Source organism: Noviherbaspirillum soli (assembly GCF_015352955.1).
In the GTDB taxonomy this organism is placed as follows: Bacteria; Pseudomonadota; Gammaproteobacteria; order Burkholderiales; family Burkholderiaceae_D; genus Noviherbaspirillum_A; species Noviherbaspirillum_A soli.
Genome location: NZ_JACYOX010000036.1, coordinates 34,968 through 58,484 on the forward strand (window position 1 = coordinate 34,968; position 23,517 = coordinate 58,484).

Annotated in this window: 21 protein-coding genes; 7 read left to right on the plus strand and 14 right to left on the minus strand. The window is 68.0% G+C overall.

What is annotated here, in order from left to right:
- Positions 1-124: 124 nt before the first annotated feature.
- From IGW04_RS20705 to IGW04_RS20720, 4 genes are read right to left on the minus strand one after another with little or no spacing between them, the layout of a single operon-like run.
- Entirely contained in the window at positions 125-1,045 is a 921-nt protein-coding gene (locus tag IGW04_RS20705) for an ABC transporter permease (protein ID WP_194715000.1), read from the minus strand.
- The gene (locus IGW04_RS20710) at positions 1,042-2,109 is read right to left on the minus strand and encodes an ABC transporter permease (protein WP_194715001.1); all 1,068 of its coding nucleotides are present in this window, start codon (positions 2,107-2,109) and stop codon (positions 1,042-1,044) included. The genes IGW04_RS20705 and IGW04_RS20710 overlap by 4 nt, the downstream gene beginning before the upstream one ends.
- The gene (locus tag IGW04_RS20715; RefSeq protein ID WP_194715002.1) at positions 2,102-3,688 is read right to left on the minus strand and encodes an ABC transporter ATP-binding protein; all 1,587 of its coding nucleotides are present in this window, start codon (positions 3,686-3,688) and stop codon (positions 2,102-2,104) included. The genes IGW04_RS20710 and IGW04_RS20715 overlap by 8 nt, the downstream gene beginning before the upstream one ends.
- Positions 3,689-3,692: 4 nt before the next feature.
- Positions 3,693-4,661: a BMP family protein gene (locus IGW04_RS20720; protein WP_194715003.1), complete on the minus strand. Its 969-nt coding sequence runs from the start codon at positions 4,659-4,661 to the stop codon at positions 3,693-3,695.
- A 117-nt stretch (positions 4,662-4,778) separates the two neighbouring features.
- Between IGW04_RS20720 and IGW04_RS20725 the strand changes: the two genes are divergently transcribed.
- The 3 genes from IGW04_RS20725 to nhaR all read left to right on the plus strand — a co-directional run bounded on the left by IGW04_RS20725 (position 4,779) and on the right by nhaR (position 7,795).
- Positions 4,779-5,588: a cysteine hydrolase family protein gene (locus IGW04_RS20725; RefSeq protein WP_194715004.1), complete on the plus strand. Its 810-nt coding sequence runs from the start codon at positions 4,779-4,781 to the stop codon at positions 5,586-5,588.
- Positions 5,585-6,778, plus strand: coding sequence for an amidase (locus IGW04_RS20730; RefSeq protein WP_228527276.1), 1,194 nt, complete (start codon positions 5,585-5,587; stop codon positions 6,776-6,778). Before IGW04_RS20725 ends, IGW04_RS20730 begins: the two co-directional genes overlap by 4 nt.
- Before the next feature lie 87 nt (positions 6,779-6,865).
- Positions 6,866-7,795, plus strand: coding sequence for a transcriptional activator NhaR (gene nhaR, locus IGW04_RS20735; RefSeq protein WP_194715005.1), 930 nt, complete (start codon positions 6,866-6,868; stop codon positions 7,793-7,795).
- Between the two features lie 21 nt (positions 7,796-7,816).
- Here nhaR and IGW04_RS20740 read toward each other — a convergent pair whose 3' ends face one another.
- The 3 genes from IGW04_RS20740 to IGW04_RS20750 all read right to left on the minus strand — a co-directional run bounded on the left by IGW04_RS20740 (position 7,817) and on the right by IGW04_RS20750 (position 10,585).
- Positions 7,817-9,076: a putative Na+/H+ antiporter gene (locus tag IGW04_RS20740; RefSeq protein WP_194715006.1), complete on the minus strand. Its 1,260-nt coding sequence runs from the start codon at positions 9,074-9,076 to the stop codon at positions 7,817-7,819.
- A 150-nt stretch (positions 9,077-9,226) separates the two neighbouring features.
- The gene (locus IGW04_RS20745) at positions 9,227-9,646 is read right to left on the minus strand and encodes a cupin domain-containing protein (protein WP_194715007.1); all 420 of its coding nucleotides are present in this window, start codon (positions 9,644-9,646) and stop codon (positions 9,227-9,229) included.
- A gap of 48 nt (positions 9,647-9,694) precedes the next feature.
- On the minus strand, positions 9,695-10,585 hold the full coding sequence (locus tag IGW04_RS20750) for a LysR family transcriptional regulator (protein ID WP_194715008.1): 891 nt from the start codon (positions 10,583-10,585) through the stop codon (positions 9,695-9,697).
- Between the two features lie 97 nt (positions 10,586-10,682).
- On the opposite strand from IGW04_RS20750, the gene IGW04_RS20755 reads away from it, so the two are divergent.
- Complete coding sequence (locus IGW04_RS20755) at positions 10,683-11,027, plus strand: DUF2917 domain-containing protein (RefSeq protein ID WP_194715009.1); 345 nt, start codon at positions 10,683-10,685, stop codon at positions 11,025-11,027.
- Between the two features lie 255 nt (positions 11,028-11,282).
- Here the strand turns inward: IGW04_RS20755 and IGW04_RS20760 are convergent, their stop codons facing one another.
- Positions 11,283-12,371 carry an NAD(P)H-dependent flavin oxidoreductase gene (locus IGW04_RS20760; RefSeq protein WP_194715026.1) on the minus strand — a complete coding sequence of 363 codons (1,089 nt, stop codon included), beginning with the start codon at positions 12,369-12,371 and terminating at the stop codon, positions 11,283-11,285.
- Positions 12,372-12,488: 117 nt separating this feature from the next.
- Here IGW04_RS20760 and IGW04_RS20765 point away from each other — a divergent pair, with 117 nt between their 5' ends.
- Positions 12,489-14,138 carry an MBL fold metallo-hydrolase gene (locus IGW04_RS20765; RefSeq protein ID WP_228527278.1) on the plus strand — a complete coding sequence of 550 codons (1,650 nt, stop codon included), beginning with the start codon at positions 12,489-12,491 and terminating at the stop codon, positions 14,136-14,138.
- Between the two features lie 7 nt (positions 14,139-14,145).
- Here IGW04_RS20765 and IGW04_RS20770 read toward each other — a convergent pair whose 3' ends face one another.
- Both IGW04_RS20770 and IGW04_RS20775 read right to left on the minus strand, forming a co-directional pair.
- A complete protein-coding gene (locus tag IGW04_RS20770; RefSeq protein ID WP_407672155.1) occupies positions 14,146-15,387 on the minus strand; it encodes a PQQ-dependent sugar dehydrogenase in 1,242 nt (413 codons plus the stop codon).
- Positions 15,388-15,631: 244 nt separating this feature from the next.
- Positions 15,632-16,105, minus strand: coding sequence for a CreA family protein (locus tag IGW04_RS20775; protein ID WP_194715011.1), 474 nt, complete (start codon positions 16,103-16,105; stop codon positions 15,632-15,634).
- A 154-nt stretch (positions 16,106-16,259) separates the two neighbouring features.
- Here IGW04_RS20775 and IGW04_RS20780 point away from each other — a divergent pair, with 154 nt between their 5' ends.
- Complete coding sequence (locus tag IGW04_RS20780; protein ID WP_194715012.1) at positions 16,260-16,835, plus strand: chromate transporter; 576 nt, start codon at positions 16,260-16,262, stop codon at positions 16,833-16,835.
- Positions 16,832-17,410, plus strand: coding sequence for a chromate transporter (locus IGW04_RS20785; protein WP_194715013.1), 579 nt, complete (start codon positions 16,832-16,834; stop codon positions 17,408-17,410). The genes IGW04_RS20780 and IGW04_RS20785 overlap by 4 nt, the downstream gene beginning before the upstream one ends.
- A 448-nt stretch (positions 17,411-17,858) precedes the next feature.
- Here the strand turns inward: IGW04_RS20785 and rsmA are convergent, their stop codons facing one another.
- From rsmA to IGW04_RS20805, 4 genes are read right to left on the minus strand one after another with little or no spacing between them, the layout of a single operon-like run.
- The gene (gene rsmA, locus IGW04_RS20790; protein ID WP_194715014.1) at positions 17,859-18,632 is read right to left on the minus strand and encodes a 16S rRNA (adenine(1518)-N(6)/adenine(1519)-N(6))-dimethyltransferase RsmA; all 774 of its coding nucleotides are present in this window, start codon (positions 18,630-18,632) and stop codon (positions 17,859-17,861) included.
- Positions 18,629-19,672: a 4-hydroxythreonine-4-phosphate dehydrogenase PdxA gene (gene pdxA, locus IGW04_RS20795; protein ID WP_194715015.1), complete on the minus strand. Its 1,044-nt coding sequence runs from the start codon at positions 19,670-19,672 to the stop codon at positions 18,629-18,631. Before pdxA ends, rsmA begins: the two co-directional genes overlap by 4 nt.
- Before the next feature lie 5 nt (positions 19,673-19,677).
- Complete coding sequence (locus IGW04_RS20800; RefSeq protein WP_228527279.1) at positions 19,678-21,180, minus strand: peptidylprolyl isomerase; 1,503 nt, start codon at positions 21,178-21,180, stop codon at positions 19,678-19,680.
- Positions 21,181-21,215: 35 nt separating this feature from the next.
- Positions 21,216-23,402: an LPS-assembly protein LptD gene (locus tag IGW04_RS20805; protein WP_194715016.1), complete on the minus strand. Its 2,187-nt coding sequence runs from the start codon at positions 23,400-23,402 to the stop codon at positions 21,216-21,218.
- Between the last annotated feature and the right edge of the window lie 115 nt (positions 23,403-23,517).

Genomic DNA, 23,517 nt, shown 5'->3' on the forward strand with positions numbered 1-23,517 from the left:
ATGTCAACGGCCTGCCTTGATCGGCCAATGGTGCAATGCCCCTTCGGGGTATTGCACCCTGCCGCCGCGACTATCGCAGGCGTGATCAAAGGGAAGTCGGCCTTGACGACTGCTGTTGCTACGCTCACCCCCGCTGGTAAGCCTCCCCCAGATGCCCCGGCGCAGTCTGCCTCCCGATCACCCCCGCCACCGCCAGCAGGGCCAGCAGATACGGCAGCATGATCAGCAGCGCGCTCGGCACCTGCACGCCCACCGTCGGCAGGAAGAACTGCAGCGCCGTCGCCGCGCCGAACAGCAGGCAGGCCAGCAGCATGCGGCCCAGCTTCCAGTTGCCGAAGATGATGGCGGCAATCGCAAGATAACCGCTGCCGCTGGTCATGCCCTCCGTGAAGGTGTGGATGTCGCCAATCGAAATGAAGCAGCCGGCAATGGCCGCCATCACCCCGGAGAACATCACCGCGCCATACCGCAGCCCGTTCACCGACAGGCCCGACTTGTCGACCGCGCGCGGCGAAGCGCCGGCGGCGTGCAGCGCCAGGCCAAGCGCGGTCTGGCGCATCAGGAAGGCGGTGGCGGCGATGATCACCAGGCCCAGGTAGAACAGCCAGACCTGCTCGAACACCACCTGCCCCACGACCGGGATGTCGCGCAGCAGCGGCGGCGCCCATTTGTCCAGGCCCGGAATCGCCGCGCTGGAGCGGCTGCCGAAGAGTTCGCGGTAGGCCAGCGTGGTGCCGCCCAGCGCCAGGATGTTGATGCCGATGCCGGTCACGATCTGGTTGGCGCGCAGCGTGATCGACAGGTAGGCCTGCAGCAGCGCCACCGGCAGCACCGCGAGGATGCCCAGCGCCAGTCCGATCAGCGGGTCGCCGGTGGCCCAGGAGCCCACCGCGCCGGCAAAGGCGCCGGTCAGCATCATGCCTTCCAGGCTCATGTTGAGCACGCCGGCGCGCTGGCTGACCAGTTCGCCGGTCGCGCCCAGCAGCAGGGGCGTGGCGAAGCGGATCGCCGAGCCGATGAATACCGCTGACAGTTCAAGACTCATTTGGCCGCTCCATGCCGGTCCATCCACAAGGCTGCGCCGGCCACGGCGAGGATGATCATGCCCTGCACCACCTGCACCAGGGCCGACGGCACCGAGGCAGCCATCTCCATGTTGATGCCGCCCGAGCGCAGGAAGCCGAACAGCAGCGCGCCGGCGAACACGCCCGGCAGCGAGCCGCGCGCCAGGAGGCCCACCACCAGGCCGTCGAATCCATAGCCGGAGGAGAAGCCGCTCTTCAATGCATACTGGTCGCCCTGCAGCATGATGGCGCCGGCCAGGCCGCCGAGCGCGCCGGCAAGCGTCATGGCCAGCACCACGGTGCGCGCAATGGGCATGCCGGCCTGGCGCGATGCCAGCGCATTCATGCCCACTGCCCGCAGGTGCAGGCCGAACAGGCTGCGCGCCAGCAGCCAGGCCGTGCCCAGGCCCAGCAGCACGGTCAACGGCAGGCCGATGTTGATCGGCATCGATTCGTCGCCCAGGAAGAACGGCAGCTTGGTCGCCGCCGGGATTTCCAGCGATTCGGGCAGCGTGCCGGAATTGCTCATCGGCTGGCGCAGCAGCTGCTCCGACTGCACCGACCAGTACAGCAGCCATACACCAATGAAGGACAGCATCAGCGTGCTGATGACTTCATTGGTGCCGGCGCGCGCCTTGAGCAGGCCGGGCAATGCGCCCCACGCGGCGCCGGCCAGCGCGCCGGCCAGCAGCGGCAGGCCGAAGGCCAGGCCGAGCGGCAGGCCCTGCACGCCGCCGTACAGGCTGACGGCGGTGGCGGCAATGGCGCCGATTGCGATCTGCCCTTCGCCGCCGACGTTGGTCAGGCGCGCCCGGTCGGCCAGCACGAAGCCGGTGCCGACCAGCGCGAAGATCACCGCGCGGTTGACCGATGCGCCGATCGCATAGGGCGAGCCCCAGGCGCCGTCGGCAAAGGCTTCCAGCGCCTCGCCAACGGGCACGCCGGTCAATGCCACCAGCAGGATACCGACCGCCATGGCCAGCAGCACCGCCGCCACCGGCAGCGCCCGCGCGGGCGTGAAGTTCAGGGAAGGTGCATCAGTCATGGGATTGTCCCGCCATCATGGCGCCGATGCGCGCGCGCTGCTCCGGGCCGGCCGGGCAGACGCCCATGATGCGGCCGCGGTACAGCACCACGATGCGGTCGGCCACGGCCAGCAGGTCATCGAGTTCGGAGGAAATGAGAAGCACCGCCACGCCACGGTCGCGGGCGGCGCGGATATGGTTGTAGACCGCCTCGACCGCACCCACGTCCAGGCCGCGCGTGGGCTGGGCCGCGATCAGCAGCGCGAGATTGTCCTGCGTCAGTTCGCGCGCCAGCACCGCCTTCTGCTGGTTGCCGCCGGACAGGCCGCCGAAGGTCACGTCCTCGCTGGCGGCGCGCACGTCGAAGCGCTGCATCAGGCCGCGGGCGGCGGCGCGCATGGCGCTGCGGTCCAGCATGCCGCGCCGGGTGAACTTGTGCAGCTGGTTGAGGAAGATGTTTTCCGCCACCGACAGCCCGGTGACGCAGCCCACCGCATGCCGGTCTTCCGGCACGACGCCCACGCCGGCGCGGGTGATCTCCTGCGGCGCGCTGCCCGTGAGCGGCTTGCCGTTGACGAAGAAGCGGCCGGCGGCCGGCTTCGTCATGCCCGACAGCGCCGCCGCCAGCTCGCTCTGGCCATTGCCCTCGACCCCGGCGATGCCGACGATCTCGTGGCGGTTGACGATCAGCGTGACGTTGTCCAGCCGCAGCGCGCCATGCGCGTCCTTGACCGTCAGGCCATCGACCTGCAGCACTTCGTCGCGCACGTCGCTGGAAAGCGCGCGGCGCGGCGCGGCGGGCGCGGCCGGCACTGCGGACGCATTCGGGTCGCGCGCGATCATGGCCGCCACCAGGCGGTCGATGTCATTGGCCGGCGCGGTCGACGACGCCACCGTGCGGCCGCCGCGCAGCACCGTGACGCGGTCGGCCACCTGGCGGATCTCGGCCAGCTTGTGGGTCACCAGCACCACGCCGCAGCCGCTGTCGGCCACCTTGCGGCACACCTTCAGCAGCGCCGCGATCTCGTCGGGCAGCAGCACCGCGGTCGGCTCGTCCAGCACCAGCAGGCGTGGCTCGCGCATCAGGCACTTGATGATTTCCACCCGCTGCCGCTCGCCCACCGACAGGTCGGCGATCAGCGCATCCGGGTCCAGTTCGAGGCCGTACTGCGCTGCCAGCGCGCGGATGCGGGCACTGGCTTCGCGGCGCTTCAGCAGGCCCCTGCTCTGGCCCAGCAGCAGGTTGTCGGCCACGCTGGCGTCTTCCACCAGGCTGAAGTGCTGGTGCACCATCGCGATGCCGCGCGCCAGCGCATCGGCCGGGCCGCGCGGCCTGTACGGCGCGCCATCCAGCAGCATCGCACCGCTGTCGGGCGCATGCACGCCGAACACCAGGTTGCACAGCGTGGACTTGCCGGCGCCGTTCTCGCCCAGCAGGCAATGGATCTCGCCGGCGCGGATGTCGAGGCTGACCCCGTCCAGCGCGGCCATTGCGCCGAAGCGCTTGCCCACATTGTCCAGCCGCAGCCGGCCCGCCTCCAAGGAGGACGACGCAGCGGCAACGGCGACGGCAATGGCGGGTGCAAAGGCGGCATGCATCGCGTCAGCCTTCCAGCACCTTGATCTTGCCGTCCGTGATGTCCTTCTTGATCTGCTCCAGCTTGGCCTTCTGCTCGGGCGTGGCGCCGCAGATCTTCATGTCGGATGCATCGCCGCCCATCGCCAGGCCGAACGGCTTGTAGCCCGGTTTCCACTCGCCGGACACGGCCTGCGAGATCGCGTAGTGCACCTGGTAGCCCACGCCGGTGATGCTGTAGGCCACATACAGCGGGTCGCTGCCGCAGCGGTCGGTATAGCTGCCGATGATGTGGGTGCCCTTCTCCTTGGCCGCCTGCTCCATGCCGCGCAGGCCGAGGTTCAGGATGTGGTAGTGCACGTCGGCGCCCTGGGCGATCGCGGCCAGCGTGGCTTCCTTGGACTTGGAGACGTTGTCGAAGTCGCCGGTGTAGTTCTCCACGTACTTGATCTGCGGATTGATCGCGCGTGCGCCGTTGCCGAACTCCTTGCCGGCGTTGACGATGGAAGGAATCTCCATGCCGCCGACATAGCTGACCGCGCCATTCTTCGACAGCATGGCCGCGGCCGCGCCGGCCACATAGGCGATCTGCGCCTGCTTGACGTCATAGCCGGCGACATTGGGCGCGGACTCGCCCTGGTTGCCGCCGACGATGGAAAACTTCTTCTTCGGGAAGCGCTTGGCCACCTTCAGCACCGCGGCCTGGGTCTGTCCGCCGACGCCGATCACCAGGTCGTTCTTCGATGCCAGGTTGGTCAGCGCCTGCTCCATGTCGGCATAGTTGATGTTCTCGATCATCTGCACCTTGATCCTGCTGCCGAACTCCTTCTCGGACTGGGCCAGGCCGGTATAGCCCGACTCCATCCAGCCCTTGTCGGACTTCGATCCGGGGATCAGCACGCCGACCTTGACCGGGTCGGCGGCCTGGGCCGCGCCGCACGCGGCGCTGATGGCCAGCGCGGACACGGACAACAGCAGACGGCGACGTGATGACATTTTGCAGCGCATGACTGGCACTCCTTTTGCATTGGGAAAGTTGACTCGCCCTGACCGGGCCTGACTCATCCATAGCAAGTTCGATGCCATTGCCGGCAACGCCATCAGGAGAACCCCATGCATAAAGCCCTACCGCCACTTGCCCGCCCTGCCGACGGCATGCTGGGCCACAGCCCCAACACCGCATGGCGCGCCAGCGCCGAAGAGATCGACATGGCGGTGCCGCCGCCGCATCCGGTGCTGGCCCGCATCGCCTGCCAGCCGCAGTCGGTGCTGGTGAACCTGCGCCAGACCGCCATCATCGTGGTCGACATGCAGAATGATTTCTGCACCACGAATGGCTGGGTGCACGAGATTGGCGGCGATCCGACCCCGAACCGTGCGCCGATTGCACCATTGCAGGGATTGCTGCCGGCGCTGCGCCAGTCCGGCGTGCCGGTGATCTGGGTCAACTGGGGCAACCGCCCCGACCTGGCCAACATGCCGCCCAACCAGATCCACCTCTACAAGCCGTCGGGCACGGGCACCGGCCTGGGCGACCCCTTGCGCAGCAATGCCGCGCCGGTGCTGCAGAAAGACTCCTGGGCAGCAGCCGTGGTGGACGAGCTGCAGCCCGAGGCCGGCGACATCATGGTCGACAAGTACCGCATCAGCGGCTTCTGGGACACGCCGCTCGACAGCATCCTGCGCAACCTGGGCATACGCACCATCCTGTTCGCCGGGGTCAACATCGACCAGTGCGTGCTGCACACCCTGACCGACGCCAATTTCCTCGGCTATGGCTGCCTGCTGGTGGAAGACTGCTGCGCGACCACCTCGCCCCGCTTCTGCGCCGAGGCGGCGGTATGGAACGTGAAGAAATGCTTCGGCTTCACCACCGACAGCGCGCGGCTGCTGACGGCGCTGGAAACGGCGCGGCCGGCATGATGGCCGCGCCGCCCGACCTGTGGGGCGCCTTCCTGCCGGGCGCGCGCTGCACCGCGTCCGCCAGCGGCAGCGGCGCTCTCGATGGCATGGCGATGGCGGTCAAGGACCTGATCGACATCGAGGGCGCCGTCACCGGCGGCGGCAATCCGGACTGGGCCGCCGACCACGGTCCGGCTGCGGAGCATGCGCCCTGCGTGGCGGCGCCGCTCTCGGCCGGCGCGCATCTCTGCGGCAAGACCGTCACCGATGAACTGGCCTTCAGCCTCGAAGGACGCAATGCGCATTACGGCACGCCGCGCAATCCGCTGCTGCCCGACTGCCTGCCTGGCGGTTCCTCATCCGGCTCGGCGGTCGCGGTGGCGGCCGGGCTGGCCGACTTTGCGCTGGGCACCGACACCGGCGGCTCGGTCCGGGTGCCGGCCGCCTTCTGCGGCATCGCGGGCTTTCGTCCCAGCCATGGCCGGGTGCCGCTCGACGGCGTGCTGCCCTTCGCGCCCAGCTACGACACCGTGGGCTGGCTTGCCCGTTCGGCCGACCTGCTCGCGCAGGTCGGCCGGGTGCTGCTCGGGCCATCCGTGCTTGCGGCAGGCCCGCCGCGGCTGTGCCTGGCCGCCGATGTGTATGCGATGGCCGAGCCGCGCAGCGCGGCCCTGCTCAAGAGCGCGGCCGAAGCGCTCGGCGCGGGCGCGTCGCTGGATGTGTTCGAGGGACGCGCGGCGCAATGGCTGCGCTGCTACCAGGTGCTGCAGGGCGCCGAGATCCGGCAGACGCTGGGCCCATGGATCGCCGCCAGGAAGCCGCGCTTGGGCAGCGACATCGGGCCGCGCTTCGCCTCCACGCTGGACATCGCCGACGACGACATCCGCGACCAGCAGGCATTGCGCCTGGTCGTCAGCGCAAGGCTGCATCGCCTGCTGGCCGATGGCAGGGTGCTGGTGCTGCCGACGGTGCCGCTGCCTTCGCTGAAGAAGGACGCCAGCGGCGCGGCGCTGTCGGCCTTCTATGAAGTCGCGCTGGCGGTCAATGCCATCGCCGGCCATGCCGGCCTGCCGCAGCTGGTGCTGCCGGCCGGACGCGTGGCCGGCGCGCCGGTCAGCCTGTCCTTCATCGCGCAGGCCGGCATGGACGAGCTGCTGCTGGCGCAGGCGCCGCGCTGGGCGGCGCAACTGGCGGCGGATGGCTTTGGTTGATGGCGGGAATGGCGTGACGATACGCCGCATGCATGCCGAAGCGACATTTGCGGAGATAATGGCGGCATCGCCACTATCCCGCCGACCATGAAGACCTCCGGACTCGGACTCAACTTTCGCCATCTCTATTATTTCTGGGTGGTTGCCAAGGAAGGCAGCATCACCCGCGCCGCCGAGCGCCTCGATGTCGCGGTGCAGACCATCAGCGCCCAGTTGAGCCTGCTTGAGCAGTCGGTAGGCAAGTCGCTGCTGGCGCCGCAGGGCCGGCGGCTGGTGCTGACCGAGGCCGGCCGCATTGCGCTGTCCTATGCCGACCAGATCTTCCTGCTGTCCGAGCAGATGATGGATACCCTGGCCATATCCGACACCGAGCACAGCATGCGCCTGACTGTCGGCATCTCCGACTCGGTGCCCAAGCTGATCACCTCGCACCTGCTGGAAGCGGCGCTGGCGCTGCCGCAGCGGGTGCGGCTGGTGTGCTATGAGTACCAGCTCGACAACCTGCTGGCCGACCTGGCGCTGCACAAGCTGGACGTGGTGCTGACCGACAGGCCGGTGCCGTCGGGCACCAACATGCGCGTCTTCAGCCACCTGCTGGGCGAGAGCGAGATCGCCCTGTTCGGTTTGCCGGCCCTGGCCGAGCGCTATGCGCCGGGCTTTCCGGCCAGCCTGAATGGCGCGCCGCTCCTGCTGCCGACCCGCAACAACGCCATCCGCGGCCGCATCGAGCACTGGCTGGAGATGAACAGCATACGGGTCGACGTGGTCGGCGAGTTCGACGACAACGCGCTGCTCAACACCTTCGGCCGCAACGGCCTGGGCCTGTTCCCGGCCGACTCGGCGCTGGCCAAGGATGTGCACGACCAGTTCGGCGCGGTGACGGTGGGCGCGCTGTCCTCGGTCAAGGAACAGTTCTATGCGATCTCCAACGAGCGCAAGATCAAGCATCCGGCGGTGGAAGCGATCCTTGGCGCGATCCACGGCAAGGCGTTCCCGCTGTCCCGGCAGGCTGCCTGAGCCTGGCCGGGCAGAAGCCTGCTACAGCAGGCGCAGCGCCAGCGCCGCCACCAGCGTGGGCGGCAGCGCGGCCAGCAGCAGGCCCAGCGGCTGGATGGCGTTGTCGGCGAATTTTTCCTTCAGGATGGCCGCGCCCGCGGGGTTGGGCGCATTGGCGATCAGCGTCAGGCCGCCGCCGGTCACGGCGCCCGCCACCAGCGCGGTCTTGAAGTCGGGGCTCAAACCTTCCACCAGCGAACCCAGATAGGTCAGCGCCGCATTGTCGGTGATGGCGGTCAGCGCGGTGGCGCCGAAGAACACGGCATTGGCGTCCATGCTCATCAGCACCGGCTCCAGCCACCATTGCTGCAGCCCGCCCAGCACCACCAGGCCGCCGAGGAAGAAGGCCACCAGCAGCGCCTCGCGCAGGATCAGCGTGTCCTGGTGCCGCTGATAGGCGGTCGCAAATCCCAGGAAGAACAGGAACACGCCCATGAATACCGGCGGATGGTGCGCGAACACGACCACCAGCAGCAGGAAGGCGAGATGGGCCAGGATCATCGGCAAGGGCACGCTCGACGACCCGCCTTGCGGTGCGTCGGCCATATGCCCGAGCTGGCGGCGGAACAGCAGGGTCGCCGCGCCGGCATTGATCACGACCGCGATGGCGGCCTTCCAGCCGAAGGTGGCGATCATGAAGCCGATGTCCCAGTTCCACTTGGCCGCCACCATCAGCACCGGCGGCGCGGCGAATGGCGTGAGGGTGCCGCCGATGGAAACATTGACGAACAGCACGCCGATGGTGGCGTACTTCAGCTTCTCGGGTATTTGGCGCGAGAACAGCGTGTCGCGCAGCATCAGCGCGGCCAGCGTCATGGCCGCCGGCTCCGTGATGAAGGAGCCGAGCAGCGGCACCAGCGACAGCACCAGGAAGTACAGCGCCATCGCGCGCGGCAGCGGCAGCAGGCGGGCGAACAGCCGCACGATGGCGCCGGCGAACTGCAGGATGGGACGGGTGCCGGCGATCACCATGATGGCAAACACGAACATCGGCTCGGTGAAGTTGCGCGACTCCAGGTAGCCGATCGCTTCCTGCTTGCCGCTGACGGCGAACATGAACAGCATCAGCACCATGGCCCAGAAGCCGAACACGACCTCGACCTCCCCCAGCAGATGCCAGATGCCAGCATGGCGCGGCCGGGCATGGGCGAGATGCTCGAAGAACTTGGTGGAAAAGGTGTGGAGGACGGCGATGGCGAACAGCGTGGCGCCAATGATCTGGATCAGAGTGGGTGCGTTCATGGTCGTGAGCAAGCCGCGTGGCGGCCCGACCATCGCGTTACCTGCCACACAGGATTGTGTGAGCACCCGGCGGCGAGTATAGCCGATAAGAATAGTCGAGGATAGTCGAGGCCAACCCGGAGCGGCGGGCGGCAGGGCGGCATTACGGCATCACGATTGCGCGCCCTGCGCCGGCGGATCGTAGGCAATGACCTTCTCGCGCTCGTTGGCATCGTTGCGCGCCACCACCGCGCGCGCCGGCTCGGTCTGGCTCAGGTTGCGCGCCTCGTGCGGCACGCCGGGCGGGATGAACAGGAAGTCGCCCGGCTCGCTCACCACCACCTGCTCCAGCCGCATGCCGTAACGGGTTTCCACCCTCCCTTCCAGCACATAGATCCCGGTCTCGTAGCCCTGGTGCACATGCGGCCGGGCCGCGCCGCCGGGCGGGATCACCACCAGGTGCATCGCCAGGCCGCGCGCGCCGGCGCTGTCGGCGGAGATGCCGTTGAAATAAGGCAGTCCCTGGACGGTGGCGGTTTCCGGGCCGGCGCGCAGCGCGGTCACCTGCTGGGGTGCGGGGCTATCGTGCATGATGGTTCTCCGGGGTCAGGATGGGAATGGAAAAACAAGTCTAGCCCATCACGATGCATCTGTTCCACCGGGCGGTGCAAGGCTTTCCTGTGCGCCATGCACCGCCTCGGCGACCAGGTCGGCGATCAGCCGCACCCGCGGCGAGCGACGCACATCCGGATGCACGACCAGCCACAGTTCACGCGGCGCCGGCGGGGCCTCGCACGGCAGCCATGCCAGTTCCGGATCGGCACGACCCATGAAATGCGGCAGCACCGCCAGGCCCAGTCCGGCCCGCGCCGCATCGCGCTGCAACGACAGGGTATTGGCGCGGAAGGCGTAGCCGCGCTGGCCGCGATAGCGGTCCAGCCATTGCTGCTCGGGCGCATGCGCCATGGTTTCGTCGTAGCCAATGAAGCGCCACTGCGCCGGCTCGCGCGAGGCCGCATGGCCGGCCCTGCCATACAAGCCGTAATGCATGCTGCCCAGCAGGCGCGCAGCCAGTCCGGCATCGCGCGGACGGCCCACCCGCAGCGCCAGGTCGGCCTCGCGCCGCGACAGCGCCACCAGCCGGGTCTCCACCACCAGCTCCAGCGTCACGCTGGACCAGCGCTCATGCATGGCGCACAGCCGCGGCAGCAGGAAATGCTGGCCCAGCGAGGGCAGCACCGACAGCCGCACCGTGCCCGACAGCGGCGCACCGCCGGCTGCCTCGCGCATGAATTCGAGCGCCTGCTCTTCCATCTGCCCGGCCCGCAGCGACAGCTGCTCGCCTTCGCTGGTGAGCATCCAGCCGCGCGGCAGGCGGTCGAACAGGCGCATGCCCAGCGCCTGTTCCAGCTGGTCGATGCGGCGCGCCACCGTGGTGTGCTCGACCTGCAGGCTGCGCGCGGCGGTGGACAGGCTGCCGGCCCGCGCCAGCGTGAGGAAGATGCGGACGTCATCCCAGTTGAGTTTCATCTGTGTATTTATGCACGAAAGGTGTGCAGGCTTTTGGAATATCCGTGTGAATTTGCAGATGCTAAGGTGAAGGCCATCATCACGCAAGGAGTCCATCATGGCAATCTCGCAAGCGCTTCACTCCCTCCAGATGCAGCCCCGCGGCGTTGCGCAGTTCATCGCGCATGGCAGGCAGCGGCTGTCCTACCGCGCCGGCGGCGACGGCTTCGTCTGGCTCACGCGGGATGGCGACATCAAGGATTACTGGCTGGGCGCCGGCGACAGCATCAGCCTGTGCCCGGGCGACCGGGTCTGGCTGACGCTGGAATATGCCAGCCGGCCGGCCTCGCTGGTGCTGGAGTCGGTGTCGGCGCCGCCACCGCTATGGCGCCGCCTGGTCGCGTTAATGACGCATCGCGAGGCCCGTCCGTGCCAGCCGGCATCCGGTCCTGTGCCGGGCTGAACCTGGCGCGGCGGCCGGAACGGCTCCGGCCCTTGCATCTGCAGCCCGCTGTTCGTGATCAACCATCGGTGGAATGCCCCCTCGGGGGATTCCACCCTACCCCACCGCTCGCGTACAACGCTTGCGCGTTACGCCACTGCGGTCGCACTTCGCGTAGGGAGCAACACCCGAAGGGCGTTGCACCGTGGGCGATTGAACGACCGGGGAACGTCGAATACCGCCGTAATCGGCAATGCAAGCCAGGCCCAATCCCCTTCAAAGCGGCAGGTCCGACTGCGACAGCCCCTCCCGCAATTCCTCCATCAGCTGCGCCACGCTGCAGTTGCGCGACAGCGGCGCGGCCTGCCCGGCCCATAGCGACAGGAACTCCGGCCGGCCCTGGCGGCTGGCGGCGGCGCGCATGTCGCGGGTCAGCGCATTGGCGACCGGATACACCGGCGCGCTGACTTCGAAGGCGCGCATCTCGTCCATGAAGCGGTTGCGCACGCCCCGCGCCGGGCGTCCGGAAAAGACCCGGGTTACGCCGGTGTGGCGGCTGGCCGGCCCGGTCAGCGCCAGCTTGTAGGCATCCGACACGCCGGATTCGATGGTGCTGAGGAAGGCGGTGCCGACCGACACCGCCGAGGCGCCCAGCGCCAGCGCGGCCCGCACGCCGCGGCGGTCGGCAATGCCGCCGGCCGCCACCACCGGCAGCCGCACCGCGTCGGCCACCTGCGGCACCAGGGCCATGGTGCCGATCATCGCGCCCTGGAAATCGTCGGTCAGGAAGGTGCCGCGATGGCCGCCGGCCTCGGCGCCCTGCGCCACCACGGCGTCGACGCCGCGCCGCTCCAGCTCGATCGCTTCGTCCACCGTGGTGGCGGTGCCCATCACGCAGGTGCCGCCGGCCTTCAGGGCATCGATGTGCTGCGGCGAGGGCACGCCGAAGGTGAAACTGAAGGCGGCGACACCGGCCGACAGCACCGCTTCCATCTGCGCATGGTAGTTCTCCTCCAGGCTGGCCGGCAGCGCGGGCGGCGCGATGCCGAGTTCGGCGTGATAGCGCGCCAGCGCCTGGCGCATGGTGTCGACGCCGGCGCTGCTGCGCTCGCCCGGCGCCATCACGAACAGGTTCACGCCGAAAGGCCGGGACGTCAGCGTGCGGATCTCGGCGATGGTGGCCAGAAGCTTCTCCGGCGACATGTAGCCCGCGCCCAGCACGCCCAGGCCGCCGGCATTGCTGACCGCGGCCACCAGCGGCGCCTTGGCCGCTTCGCCGGCCATGGGCGCCAGAAAGATCGGGTAATCGACATGCAGCCGCTGGGCGAGGTTGTTGGGCATCGCGGTTCTCCGTGGGCAATGAATGGACCTGCATTATAGGCAGCGGCAGGGACAGCGGCTTGGCGCTGGCGCAGGGCTTCCGGTGAAAATCGCCATGCTGTTTTACAATCGTCGCCACCCGATTCCTTCCAGGCCAAGCGCATGACCCCCACCCTGCTGATTCCCCGCCCGGCGGCAACGCTGATCCTTGCCCGCGACGGCGACCAAGGCCCCGAGATTTTCATGATGCAACGCACGTTGAAGGCCAACTTCGTGGCCGGCGCCTATGTATTTCCGGGCGGCGCGGTGGATCCGGCCGATCACGACCCATGGTGGTCCGAGAGCGCCGACCTCGACGACAGCGCGGCCAGCCGCATCCTCGGCCTGGAAAGCGGCGGCCTGGCCTACTGGGTGGCGGCGGTGCGCGAATGCTTCGAGGAATCCGGCCTGCTGCTGGCCGGCGACGTTGCCGGCAGGACGCCCGGCGCCGCCGAACTGGCCGCGCTGCGCGCGCGCTCGGCGGCCGGCGAGCTGGACTTCAACACGCTGTGCCGCGAGCGCAGGCTGTTCCCGGCCCTGTCGTCGCTGCGCTATTTCAGCCACTGGATCACGCCGCCCGGCCTGCCGCGCCGCTTCGACACCCGCTTCTTCCTGGCCGCCGCGCCGGCCGAGCAGATCGCCGCGGCCGACCAGGTCGAGACCATCGCCCATGACTGGCTGCGGCCCGAGGATGCGCTGGCCAGGCAGCAGCGCGGCGAGATGGAAATGGTGTTCGCCACCATCCAGACCCTGAGGGCGCTATCGGGCTTCGGCAGCGTGGAGGCGATGCTGGCCCATGCCCATGCGCAGGAAGCGGTGCCGGCGCTGATGCCGCGGGTGTCCACCGGCAGCAAGGGCCGGCGCATGCTGCTGCCGGGCGACCGCGCCTATGCCGAGGTCGGCAAGCTCGACCCGTTCGGCGAAGGCCAGACCTGGTCCGAGATCGTGCCCGGCAAACCGGTGCGCCTGTCGGAGCGGGTCCTGCGCCTGACCGCGCCCAATCCCGGCTACATGACCGGCCCCGGCACCAACAGCTACCTGGTCGGCGATGCCACTGCGCTGGCCGTGATCGACCCCGGCCCGGACGATGCCGCGCATATCGAGGCGCTGCTGCGCGAGAGCGGCGCGGCGCTGCGGCTGATCCTGACAACCCACACCCATCTCGACCACTCGCCGGCCGCGCGCCGCCTGAAGGAAGCGACCGGCGCCGAGGTGCTGGGCATGCCGGCGCCGCCGCATGCGCGCCAGGACCAGGCCTTCGCGCCGGACCGGGTGCCGGCGCATGGCGAGCGCATCGCCATCGGCGGCGCCACGCTGCGGGTGGTGCATACGCCCGGCCATGCGTCCAACCATCTGTGCTACCTGCTGGAAGAGGAAAGGATGCTGTTCACCGGCGACCACATCATGCAGGGCTCCACCGTGGTGATCAATCCGCCGGACGGCAACATGCAGGCCTACTTCGCCTCGCTGCAATCGCTGCTGGAAGAAGACCTGGAATGGCTGGCGCCCGGCCACGGCTTCCTGATCGACCAGCCGCACCGGGCGGTGCGGCGCCTGCTGGCGCACCGCCAGAGCCGGGAAGACAAGGTGCTGCGCGTGTTGCGCGAGGCCGGCGCCGCCGCCATGCAGGCGCTGCTGCCGCGGGTCTATGACGACGTGCCGGCCGAGCGCCTGGCGATGGCCGAGCGCTCGCTGCTGGCGCACCTGGAGAAGCTGGCTGCCGAAGGCCGCGCCAGCCTCGACAACGGCGCCTGGCGCGCCAGCGGCGGCTGATCCGCCATCACTTCGCCGGCGCCACCCGCCAGATCACATTGCCGACATCGTCGGCCACCAGCAGCGCGCCGGACTTGTCGCTGGCCACGCCGACCGGACGGCCCAGCGCGTCGCCTTCTTCGCTGAGGAAGCCGGTCAGGACGTCCTCCGGCTCGCCGGCCGGCATGCCCTTGTCGAAGGGCACGAAGATCACCTTGTAGCCGCTGCGCGGCTTGCGGTTCCACGAGCCGTGCTGGCCGACGAAGGCGCCGTTCTGATAGCGCCTGGGCAGCAGGTCGCCCTGGTAGAACATCAGGCCCAGCGAGGCGGTGTGCGGCCCCAGCGCATAGTCGGGCTTGATCGCCTTGGACACCAGGTCGGGCCGCTGCGGCTTGACGCGGGCATCGACGGTCTGGCCGTAGTAGCTGTAGGGCCAGCCATAGAAGCCGCCCTCCTTCACCGAGGTCATGTAGTCGGGCACCAGGTCGCTGCCGATTTCGTCTCGCTCATTGACCACGGTCCACAGCGCGCCGCTCTGCGGCTGCCATGCCATGCCGTTCGGGTTGCGCAGGCCCGAGGCGAACAGCCTGGTCTTGCCGCTGGCGGGATCGATCTCCAGGATGGCCGCGCGGTTTTCCTCGGCTTCCATGCCGTTCTCGGCGACGTTGCTGTTGGAGCCGGACGTGGCATACAGCTTCCTGCCATCGCGGCTGGCGATCACGTTCTTGGTCCAGTGATGGTTCAGCGGCCCGGCCGGCAGGTCGGCCACCTTGACGCCGGCCTCGCTGATGCGGGTGTCGCCGGCCTTGTAGGGAAAGCGCATGATGGCGTCGGTGTTGGCGACATACAGCGTATTGCCGACCAGGCTCATGCCGAACGGCGAATTGAGGCCTTCCAGGAAGACGGTCTTGACCTCGGCCACGCCATCGCCGTCGGCATCGCGCAGCAGCGTGATGCGGTTGGCGCTGGGGGTGCCGGCGCCGGCCCGCTTCATCACCATCTTCATGATCTTGCCCTTGATGCCCTTGCTGTCTTCCGGCTTGGGCGGCGCGTTGGTCTCGGCCACCAGCACGTCGCCATTGGGCAGCGTGTACAGCCAGCGCGGATGGTCCAGGCCGCTGGCATAGGCATTGACCGCCAGCCCTGCCGCGGGCGTGGGCTTGCCGCCGTCCGGCCAGCCCTTGGCCGGCGCGATGTGCACGGTTGGCAGCAGCGTATGGTTGGGCGGCGGCAGCGTCGGTTCCGGGCCGGTGCCGGCCTTGAGCGGCAGCGTTGCCTGTTCGCAGCCGGCCAGCAGCAAGATGGCCGCGGCCCATGAAATACGACGAATCACTAGCATGAAGGCTCTCCAGTTGTTGAGGGGCGCCCGCCCTTGCGGCGGCGGCTCGCCTGTAAGAACTGCCGGGCTTGTAACGGCTGCCTGTCAATCATGCAGCGAATACGGCGGCAAGCCGGCCTTGCGCTGCGCGCGCCGGACCGGACAAGGATGGGTTTGCAAGATGCGGGCCCGGCCGTCACTTCGCCAGCGGGATCGGCTGGCCCGCGGGCAGCGGCACCGCCGTCACGCTGTTTTGCGGGCTGCCTTCGATCAGCCGGTCGGAATAAACCAGATAGACCAGCGCATTGCGCTTGACATCGACCATGCGCACCACCTGCACCCGCTTGAACAGGATGGATGCCCGCTCGCTGAAGACTTCCTCCTGCTTTGGCAGGCTGCCGTTGAAGCGGATCTCGCCGACCTGGCGGCAGGCCACGGAAGCATCGGCCTTGTCCTCGGCGATGCCGATCGCGCCGCTGATGCCGCCGGTCTTGGCGCGCGACAGGTAGCAGACCACGCCGCCCACCCTGGGATCATCATAGGCCTCGACCACGATCTTGTGGTTGGGGCCGATGAACTTGAACACGGTGCTGACCTCGCCGACCTGTTCGGCATGGACGGCGGCATGGCACAGCAGGAAGGCGCACAGCAGGGGTTTGATGAACTTCATGGCGAAGGCTTACCTGGTCGGAAGGAAAGCGCCAGATTAACCCAAACCAGGGGGAGCGCAGTTTGCCTGTGGTCAGCAGCCCTGGTGAAATGTTAGGATACCAGTCCGCCCGGCAGCCCCGGGCGCCCCTGTCAAGCCGCTCAACGATACCTTCATGAATTTGCCTCCGTCGCAGGACCATCCCCGGCCGCGCTCGCTGTCCGACCTCTTCATATCCTTTTCCCTGCTGGCTCTGCAAGGCTTCGGCGGCGTGCTGGCGGTAGTGCAGCATGAGCTGGTGGAGCGCAAGCGCTGGCTCACCCGCGAGGAATTCATCGAAGACTGGGCGGTGGCCCAGATCATGCCCGGCCCCAACGTGGTGAACCTGTCGATGATGATAGGCAGCCGCTACTTCGGCCTGCCGGGCGCCCTGACCGCGCTGGCCGGCATGCTGACCTTTCCGCTGGTGGTGGTGCTGTGCATGGCGCTGGCCTACAGCCATTTCGCCGACAGTCCGCAGGTGGCCGGGGCCTTGCGCGGCATGGGCGCGGTGGCGGCCGGCCTGATCATTGCGACCGGCATCAAGCTCATCAGCGCGCTGGACCGCCATCCCCTGGGCAAGCCGGCCTGCCTGCTGCTGGCCGCCCTCTGCTTCGGCGCGGTGGCGTTGATGCAGTGGCCGCTGCTGTATGTGCTGGGCGGCCTGGGCCTGCTTACCTGCGTGCTGACCTGGCGGAAGATACGTCCATGAATGCGCTGCTGCAGATGCATCCGGCGGACTGGCTCAACCTGTTCGTGCATTACCTGTCGCTGTCGCTGCTGGCGGTGGGCGGCGCCATCACCACCGCGCCCGACATGCACCGTTACCTCGTGGACCAGCAGCACTGGATGAGCGAATCCCAGTTCACCGCCGCCATCACCCTGGCCCAGGCCGCGCCCGGCCCCAACGTGCTGTTCATTGCGCTGATGGGCTGGCAGGTAGGCGTCAACAGCGGCAGCCTGCTCAATGCGCTGATGGGCATGGCCATCACGATGACCGGCATCCTGCTGCCCAGCGCCACGCTGACCTACGTCGCTTCGCGCTGGGGCCACAACAACCGCGACCTGCGGGCGGTACGGGCCTTCAAGCAGGGCATGGCGCCGGTGGTGGTCGGGCTGATCCTGGCCACCGGCTGGCTGATGAGCCGCGCCCACGGCGACCCTGCCAGGGACTGGCCGCTATGGCTTTTGACCGCGGTCACCGCGGTCGTTGTGTGGAAGACGCGGGTGCATTTGCTGTGGCTGCTGGCCGCGGGGGGGCTGCTGGGCTGGTTCGGGTGGATTTGATGGATGCCGCAGCCGCCGTTGTGTTTCAATGCGCCGCGCCGGCCACGGCTGGAACGTAAAAGCCCGACGGCCGTAGGGTGCAATCCCCGAAGGGGCATTGCGCCAATGGTCGATAGAGGAAGCCGGCCGCAATAGCCTTCCGGTTTGCGACCATGGTGCAATGCCCTTCGGGGATTGCACCCTACGAGGGGTGGTAAGGGTTGCAGTTGCGGTGAAATCCCGTTGAGCGCGCCGTATCAGCGGTGCCCGGAGCGGGAAAGGTGCGGCGTCTGTTTGAGTGGAGCGAGTTTAGCCGCCCCCGCTCCAGGCATCGCCGTCATGGCGCGCTCAACAAGACTTCACGGCAACGGCCACTTCAAAAGCAGCTGCAACGGCAACCGCGAAGTTCATGACCGCCGTCGTAAGTCCTCACCCCTGCACCAGTGCGCGCCCCGCCGCAACAACCCATTTACCCACCCGCCTGCAGATTGGCCAGCGCCACATATCCCTCCACCCCCACCGTCTCGGCCCGCGCCTGCGGATCGATCCCCACCGCAACCAGGTCCGCCTCGCTGAACATCCCCGCCAGGCAGTTGCGCAAGGTCTTGCGGCGCTGCGAAAAGGCCTTCTGCACGACCTCTTCCAGCCGCGCCGCGTCGCATGGCAGCGGCTGCGCCAGCGGGATCATGCGCACGATGGCCGAGTCCACCTGCGGCGGCGGGTCGAAGGCGGTGGGCGGGACGATGAACAGCAACTCCATGTGGTAGCGCCATTGCAGCATCACCGACAACCTGCCATAGGTCTTGCTGCCGGGCTGCGCCACCATGCGCTCCACCACTTCCTTCTGCAGCATGAAATGCTGGTCCCTTACCCGATGCGCGATCTCGGAAAGATGAAACAGCAGCGGACTGGAAATGTTGTACGGCAGGTTGCCCACCACACGCAGCTTGCCATCGGGCGGGGCCAGGGTGGCGAAGTCGAATTGCAGCGCGTCGCCGGCATGCACGTGCAGGCGCTTCGGGTCGAAGGTCTTGTTCAGGCGCTCGACCAGGTCGCGATCCAGTTCCACGACATGGAGTTCGCGCAGCTGCTCCAGCAGCAGCCGCGTCATCGCCGCCAGTCCGGGGCCGATCTCGACCATCACATCGTCGGCCTGCGGCGCGATCACGCGGATGATGTCGTGCAGCACGGCCTGGTCGGTCAGGAAGTTCTGGCCGAAACGCTTTCGGGGTATGTGTTTCATTGCGCCTTGCTGTCTTGTGCGGCGGCCATGCGGGCCGCGGTGCGGATGGCTTCGACCATGCTGCCATGGTCGGCGTGGCCCAGGCCGCGGGCAGCCAGGTCGAGCGCGGTGCCATGGTCGACCGAGGTGCGGATGATGGGCAGGCCCAGCGTGATGTTGACGCCGCGGCCGAAGCTGGCGTGCTTGAGCACCGGCAGGCCCTGGTCGTGGTACATCGCCAGCACGCAGTCGGCCTGCTCCAGGTACTTGGCCTGGAACAGCGTATCGGCCGGATAAGGTCCCTGCGCGTTGATGCCGCGCGCGCGGGCCGCTTCCAGGGCCGGCGTGATCACCTCGATCTCCTCGCGTCCCAGATAGCCGTTTTCGCCGGCATGCGGGTTCAGGCCCGTGACCAGGATGCGCGGCGCGGCAATGCCGAACTTGCCGCGCAGGTCGGCGTCGATGATGTCCAGCGTGCGCGCCAGGCCGCCGGCGGTGATCGCGGCCGGCACATCCTTCAGCGCCAGATGGGTGGTGGCCAGCGCCACCCTCAGCGGCGTGGGCGTGGCGTCGGTGGCCAGCATCATCACGACCTGCGGCGTGCCGGTTTTTTCAGCCAGGTATTCGGTATGGCCGGTGAAGGCGACCCCGGCGTCGTTGATCGTGCTCTTCTGCAGCGGCGCGGTCACGATGGCCGCCAGCTCGCCGCGCAGGGCGCCAGCGATTGCCACATCCAGGGTTTCCAGCACATAGCGGCCGTTGTTGGCGTCGAGTTCGCCGGGCCGCACGTGCGCTGCCAGCGTGCAGTCGATCACGGCAATGCGGCCGGCCGGGAAGGCCGGCAGGCCATTGTTGTTGACCGCCATCTGCGACAGCGCGACCAGGCTGATGTCCGGATCGATCGCGGCGGCAGTCATGGCCAGGAAGGCGGAATCGCCGATCAGCACGCTGCGCACTTCATGACGCAGCTCCCAGGCGGCGCGGATCGCGATCTCCGGGCCGATGCCGGCCGGCTCGCCGGTGGTAATGGCAATGGCGGGCAGCACGCCTGGGCGATGCATCGGGCTCATCGCGCCGGGCCGGTCGCCGCGCCGAGTTCCTCGGCGCGGTATTCGACATAGGTGCGGTCGCGCAGCTGGCGCAGCCAGTCCTCGGTGGCCTCCTCGATCTTGCGCTCGCGCAGCGCCTGGCGCGCCATCATGCGCTGGCGCTCCTGCGTGACGTCGTCGGTCTTGCGCTCGATCACCTGGATCAGGTGGAAGCCGAATGGCGACTCGACCGGCTCGCTGATCTGGCCCGGCTGCAGCGCGTTCATCGCGCGCTCGAACTCCGGCACGGTGTCGCCCGGATACAGCCAGCCCAGGTCGCCGCCCTTGGAGGCCGAACCGTCGTTGGAGTACATGCGCGCCAGTTCGGGGAAGGTGGCGGCCTTGTTGTCCAGTCGCTCCTTGAGTTCGACCAGCTTGCGCCTGGCTTCGTTGGCCGGCACCACCTGGTTCACCTTGATCAGGATGTGGCGGGCATGGGTCTGGGTGACGGCCGGCACCGAAGCGCCCGCCTTGGCCGGGGTCGAGGTGCGGCGGCCAAGCACCCGCAGGATATGAAAGCCATTGGCGCTCTTGACCACGACCAGTTCATTGTCGCGTCGGTCCGCCACTGCGTCGACGAACAGCTGCGGCAGGCGGTCCAGCGTGCGCCATCCCATCTCGCCGCCCTTCAATGCATCGCTGGCGTCGGAATAGGCAGCGGCGATCTGGCCGAAGTCGGCGCCGGTGCGCAACTGTTGCAGCGCCTCCTCCGCGCGCGCGCGGCGCTGGGCGATCTGCTCGGCGCTGGCGTTTTCGGGGATGCGCACCAGGATCTGCGCCAGGTTGATCTCGGGCTGCGCGGCCTGCGTGGCGCCGCCGCCCGAAGCCAGGAAATTGTCGACCTCGGACTCGGTGATCTGCACCTTGCTGTCGACTTCCCGCTCGCGCAGGCGCTGCAGCAGGATTTCATTGCGGATGTCCTCGCGGAAGCGGGCGAAGCTCACGCCGTCGCTTTCGACCTTGCGGCGCATCTCGGCCAAGGTCACGTTGTTCTGCTCGGCAATGCGGGCCACCGCGGCGTCGAGCAGCGCGTCATCGACCCGCAGGCCGTTTTCCTTGGCCAGCTGCAACTGCGCGCGGTCGACGATCATCCGTTCCAGCAGCTGCTGCTGGAACTGGGCGCGCGGCGGCACCGTGCCGCCCTGGCTGCGCAGGCGCGCCTCGACCGTCTGCATCCGTGTTTCCAGTTCCTGGGCGGTGATGACCTCGTTATTGACGACAGCGACGATGGCGTCGATCGGGCGTACCCGCTGGGAAGCGGAGGTCGAGGCCGGCGCCGGCGCGGATGCCGGCGGCAGTTGGGCGGCGGGGGCCGGGGACGCTGCTGCGCCGCCCAGGCGCGGGCCAGCGCCGGCGCCGGGCGCCTTGAGCGCCTGCGCCCAGGACGGCGGCGCGGCCAGCAATGCGCACAGCAGCGCCGGCATGATGCGCTTGACGCGAAGCGATGGGAGAAGCGAACGGGAAGTGATATCGGTTTTCATAGTGCCTTGATTCATGAGAGTACTTGCCCTTGGGTTCAGGGCTCCGATTCGGAGAGGCGGTTGTAACCGGGGATGTTGTTGCGCAGCGCCCTGTAGGGATTGGAGCCCAGGCTGGACAGGCCGTTCAGTTCAAGCTGGAAAAACAGCGAGGAAGTCGCGACGTTGGTCGCGGTGGGCGTGCGCTGGGCCACGACCCGGAACACCCAGCAGTCGGCCTTGTATTCCACGCCGAACAGGCTTTCCGACACCTTCTTTTCCTCCAGCGAGTAGTTCACGCGTCCCACGCCGTAGAAACGGCGCGTGATCGGCCACTGGGTGGACACGTTCAGCAGGTCGACCGCGGTCGGCACATCGCGCTTGTACTGCAGGTTGAACACCTGCTGCGGGCCCGGCAGCCAGCGCACGCCCAGGCTGGAGGCATTGGTCTTGCGCTGGCTCTGGCTGTACTGGATGCCGGCGTCCAGCAGCAGCGTGGGCGTGACCTGGCCCGACATCGCGGCCAGCAGGTCCGACTTGTTTTCGGCATTGCTGGTGTTGCCGGCCACCTGCTGCTGGTTGAAATAGAAGCGCTGGCCCAGCGCCAGGCGCAGCCGCTCGACGCCATTTTCCTCGATGAAGCGCGACACCACGGCCGCGGTCAACTGGTTGGAATCGGTGATGCGGTCGTTGCCGACATAGCGGTTTTCGCTGAAGATCTGCGCGAAGCTGAACTCGGCCAGCGCGGTATCGAAGATTGGGAACTTGCTCTGGTCCTTGTATGGCGTATAGGTATAGAACAGGCGCGGCTCCAGGGTCTGGGTGGCGGGCCTGCCCAGAAAGCTTGCATCGCGCTCGAACACCAAGCCGCTGTCGAGCGAAAAGGTGGGCAGCGTGCGGGTCAGTGTGGTCGGCTGGTCCGCCGCCTGATTGGTCAGGTTGTAGCTGGTCGCATGCAGCGACAGGCTGGGCGTGACGAAATAGCCGGGCGCCAGGATCGGATAGGAAATCCGCGGATTGATTACCGAGCGGTCGCCGCGCACCAGGGTCGGATGATAGAAGCGGGTGAAGTCGGACTTCAGGCTGAGATCGAAGCCGCCGAGTTCCTGGCGGGCGGCATTCAGGCTGATCTGCGGCAGCCGGTCATACGGCAGGCCGATCGGCGCCAGCGGGTCCTGCAGCACCTGGTAGCTCGAAGTGCGGGCCAGCATGTTCCAGTAAGGCTGCGCATAACTCAGGCTCAGGTCGCGCGCCAGCAGCCGCTGCCGGCTGTTGGTGATGCTGTGCGGGAAGTCGTTGGGATACTGGTCGTCCGATGCCATGTTCACATTGGCATTGAACGACAGCGCCGGCGCCAGCCTCTGGGTGTGCAGCATGGTCAGCGCGCCGCGGCTCTGGCCGGTCTGGCTGTCGTTCATCAGGCCTTCCACCCGCGTCTGCCCGGAATAGCCGTCGCCGAGGTAGCGCGCATGGGCGCCGAGCTGCAGGCCGCGCTGGGAGATCATGCGCGGATACAGCGTCAGGTCGCGGTTGGGCGCAATGTTGATGTAGTAAGGCGACGAGACCTCGATGCCGTTGCGGTTGCTGGTGCCGAAGGTGGGCGGCAGGAAGCCGGTCTTGCGCTGGTCCGACAGCGGAAAGCTCATGTAGGGCGAGGCCAGCAGCGGCACGCCCTTGAAGTACAGCACCGCCCGCTCGGCCGTGCCGATGTCGCGCCCGCTGTCGAGATTGATGGTGCGCGACGACAGGTACCAGTCCTGGTCCGGCGCCTCGCAGGTGCTGTAGGTGCCGTTGTGCACCACCGAGCGGTCGTCCGACTCGAAGTCGATGCGGTCGGCCTTGCCCTGCGCATTGCGCATTTCCAGGTGGTAGGTCGGATTGTCGATATAGCCTTCGCCGGTATCGAGCTTCAGGTTGGCGTCGTCGCCGGTGAAGCGGTCCTTGAAGCGTTTCAGCCGCACGTTGCCGCTGGCCTTGACCCGGTCGTCGACGATGTCGTATTCGGCGCGGTCGGCATTGAGCGTGGTGCTGCCGCGGGTGACTTCGGCGTCGCGCTCCAGCGTGATCTCGCGGTCGGGCCGCCCGGTCAGGCGCTCCGCGCCCAGCGTGGTGGGCGCGTTCGGATCGTCCACGGGGCGCTGGTACTTGGCCTGGGCGGCGGCCAGCGCAGGCAGCGAGGCAAGCACGGCCAGCGTCAGCGCACGCACCGCGGGCCGGGTGCGGAAATAGCGTTGGCGGCGAGTCATGAACAGGGGAATTGCAACACCATAAAGGAGGCGGATTTTTTAGGTTGAATCCCTTATTATATGAGAACTCCGCAGTCCGCCCGCTTTGCCGGACGACTCCCTGACCATCCCGGGC

Coding starts and splice junctions, on each gene's coding strand:
- IGW04_RS20725 (WP_194715004.1), top strand. CDS start 4,779: ATGCATAAAGCCCTACCGCCACTTGCCCGCCCTGCCGACGGCATGCTG.
- rsmA (WP_194715014.1), bottom strand. CDS start 18,632: ATGAAACACATACCCCGAAAGCGTTTCGGCCAGAACTTCCTGACCGAC.
- IGW04_RS20705 (WP_194715000.1), bottom strand. CDS start 1,045: ATGAGTCTTGAACTGTCAGCGGTATTCATCGGCTCGGCGATCCGCTTC.
- IGW04_RS20715 (WP_194715002.1), bottom strand. CDS start 3,688: ATGCATGCCGCCTTTGCACCCGCCATTGCCGTCGCCGTTGCCGCTGCG.
- IGW04_RS20740 (WP_194715006.1), bottom strand. CDS start 9,076: ATGAACGCACCCACTCTGATCCAGATCATTGGCGCCACGCTGTTCGCC.
- IGW04_RS20780 (WP_194715012.1), top strand. CDS start 16,260: ATGAATTTGCCTCCGTCGCAGGACCATCCCCGGCCGCGCTCGCTGTCC.
- IGW04_RS20720 (WP_194715003.1), bottom strand. CDS start 4,661: ATGTCATCACGTCGCCGTCTGCTGTTGTCCGTGTCCGCGCTGGCCATC.
- nhaR (WP_194715005.1), top strand. CDS start 6,866: ATGAAGACCTCCGGACTCGGACTCAACTTTCGCCATCTCTATTATTTC.
- IGW04_RS20805 (WP_194715016.1), bottom strand. CDS start 23,402: ATGACTCGCCGCCAACGCTATTTCCGCACCCGGCCCGCGGTGCGTGCG.
- IGW04_RS20745 (WP_194715007.1), bottom strand. CDS start 9,646: ATGCACGATAGCCCCGCACCCCAGCAGGTGACCGCGCTGCGCGCCGGC.
- IGW04_RS20755 (WP_194715009.1), top strand. CDS start 10,683: ATGGCAATCTCGCAAGCGCTTCACTCCCTCCAGATGCAGCCCCGCGGC.
- IGW04_RS20800 (WP_228527279.1), bottom strand. CDS start 21,180: ATGAAAACCGATATCACTTCCCGTTCGCTTCTCCCATCGCTTCGCGTC.
- IGW04_RS20710 (WP_194715001.1), bottom strand. CDS start 2,109: ATGACTGATGCACCTTCCCTGAACTTCACGCCCGCGCGGGCGCTGCCG.
- pdxA (WP_194715015.1), bottom strand. CDS start 19,672: ATGCATCGCCCAGGCGTGCTGCCCGCCATTGCCATTACCACCGGCGAG.
- IGW04_RS20775 (WP_194715011.1), bottom strand. CDS start 16,105: ATGAAGTTCATCAAACCCCTGCTGTGCGCCTTCCTGCTGTGCCATGCC.
- IGW04_RS20730 (WP_228527276.1), top strand. CDS start 5,585: ATGATGGCCGCGCCGCCCGACCTGTGGGGCGCCTTCCTGCCGGGCGCG.
- IGW04_RS20750 (WP_194715008.1), bottom strand. CDS start 10,585: ATGAAACTCAACTGGGATGACGTCCGCATCTTCCTCACGCTGGCGCGG.
- IGW04_RS20785 (WP_194715013.1), top strand. CDS start 16,832: ATGAATGCGCTGCTGCAGATGCATCCGGCGGACTGGCTCAACCTGTTC.
- IGW04_RS20765 (WP_228527278.1), top strand. CDS start 12,489: ATGACCCCCACCCTGCTGATTCCCCGCCCGGCGGCAACGCTGATCCTT.